The following is a 1,267-nucleotide window of genomic DNA, read 5'->3' as shown; positions in this document are numbered from 1 at the left end:
TGGAGTTGCCCCCTGGGGCCGGACACCTTGATTCCAGACGGTGGTCTGGAGGGAGGATGTCCTGGTGTCTCGCAGGTCGAAGTATCCGGAGCAGTTCCGGCACGATGCGATCGAGCTGGTCAACTCGAGTGACCGGCCGTTGCGGCAGATCGCCCGGGAACTGGGGGTGAACCACGAGACCCTGCGGTCGTGGGTGAACGTGGCCAAGCAGGCCGCCGAGGCCGGCCCGCCGGCGGAGGACCCGGCCACCCTCGATGAGGTGCAGAGGTTGCGGAAGCAGGTCGCCCAGCTGCAGAAAGAGAAGGAGATCCTGCGGAAAGCGGCCGCCTATTTTGCGCGCGAGATGGATCGATGATCTACCGCTACCGGTTCATCTCCGAACACCGCGCCGAGTTCGGCGTCCAGCGGTTGTGCCAGGTCCTGGGCCTGCGGCGGCAGGGCTTCCACGAGTGGGTCGCCGCCGAAACCACGCGGACTGCGCGGGCGGAGGCCGAGGCCGAACTGGTCAGGCTGATCGCGAAGATTCATGCCGAGCACCGGGGTGCTTACGGGGTGCCGCGGGTCACCGCCGAGCTGCACCGGCGCGGCCACCGGGTGAATCACAAGCGGGTCGAGCGGCTCATGCGTGAGCAGGGGCTGGCCGGGATCACTCGCCGCAAACGCCGTGCTTTGACCCGGCCTGCGGCCGGCCCGGTCGCTCCGGTGGCCGATCTGATCCGCCGCGACTTCACCGCCGAGAAACCAGGGCTGCGCATGGTCGGGGACATCACCTGCTTGCCCACCTTCGAAGGCTGGCTCTACCTGGCTACCGTCATCGACCTGAACACCCGCGAGGTCATCGGGCACGCCATGGCCGAGCACATGCGCACCGACCTGGTCTGCGACGCGATCGACCTCGCCACCGCCCGCGGTCTTGTCCGGGACGATGCGGTGTTTCATTCCGACCGCGGGGTCCAGTACACCTCGGGCCAGTTCCGCACCGCCCTCGCTGAGCACCGGATCCGCCCGTCGGTCGGGCGAGTCGGGTCCTGCTACGACAACGCCGTCGCCGAAGCCTTCTTCGCCACGTTGAAGACCGAGATCGGCACCACGATTTGGCGCACCCGCACCGAGGCGCGCCAGGATGTGTTCACCTGGCTGCGCTACTACAACCACAACCGGCTGCACTCAACGGTCGGCCACCACACCCCAGCCGAAGCCCGAACCAGCTACCGTCAGGCCCTGGCTGCCTGAAAAACCCGTGTCCGCCTCACCGGGGCAACTCCAC

2 protein-coding genes are annotated in these 1,267 nt (G+C 67.7%); both read left to right on the top strand.

Going from position 1 to position 1,267, the window contains the following annotated elements; all coding sequences use genetic code 11:
• The first annotated feature begins 64 nt into the window (after positions 1-64).
• A complete protein-coding gene (locus ACLJPY_RS50115) occupies positions 65-355 on the top strand; it encodes a transposase (protein ID WP_410598084.1) in 291 nt (96 codons plus the stop codon).
• The gene (locus ACLJPY_RS50110) at positions 352-1,233 is read left to right on the top strand and encodes an IS3 family transposase (RefSeq protein ID WP_410598083.1); all 882 of its coding nucleotides are present in this window, start codon (positions 352-354) and stop codon (positions 1,231-1,233) included. Before ACLJPY_RS50115 ends, ACLJPY_RS50110 begins: the two co-directional genes overlap by 4 nt.
• Positions 1,234-1,267 lie beyond the last annotated feature (34 nt).

The organism is Amycolatopsis sp. lyj-23, assembly GCF_046549135.1.
Classification (GTDB): Bacteria; Actinomycetota; Actinomycetes; order Mycobacteriales; family Pseudonocardiaceae; genus Amycolatopsis.
This window is presented reverse-complemented; position numbering and strand designations above follow the sequence as displayed.